The organism is Azoarcus sp. Soil_N_20, assembly GCF_057656155.1.
The window spans coordinates 1-451 of sequence record NZ_JBDGKX010000066.1; the positions used below are offsets into that span (position 1 = coordinate 1).

The 451-nt window shown below is 65.2% G+C and carries 1 protein-coding gene; it reads right to left on the bottom strand.

The window, feature by feature from the left end:
- The coding region (locus AC3A35_RS27915) for a 4Fe-4S dicluster domain-containing protein (protein ID WP_487439812.1) at nucleotides 1–451 on the bottom strand (451 nt) is incomplete at both ends.

Below are 451 nucleotides of genomic sequence, written 5' to 3' on the forward strand. Positions count from 1 at the left end.
GCGTCGTAGAGCGCGAGGTTCACCGCGATCGGCACCGAGGCGTCCTTGAGCTGCAGGTGACAGGGCTGCTCCTCCTCATGGTTGGTGTTGGACAGGAACACCGACGACAGCCGGTCGAAGGTCAGCTTGGCGTCGGGCTTGGGGTAGTCGATCTTCGCGCACTCGGCCGCGGGCTTCAGTTTGTCGTGGTCGGCCGTGTTGTGCAGGGTCCACGGCACCCGGCCCTTGAAGAGCTTCTGTTCCGCACCGAACAGAAAGGAGCCAACCCACAGGCCCTTCTTCATGTAAGGCTTGAAGTTGCGCGTCTTGTGCAACTCGGCGTATAGCCACGAGTCGCGGAAGGCCGACGGGTAGGCGGTCAGCGCATCGCGCTCGCGGTTCGCGGCGAGCGCTTCGAGCGCGGCGTCGGCGGCGAGCATGCCGGACTTGATCGCGGCGTGGCTGCCCTTGA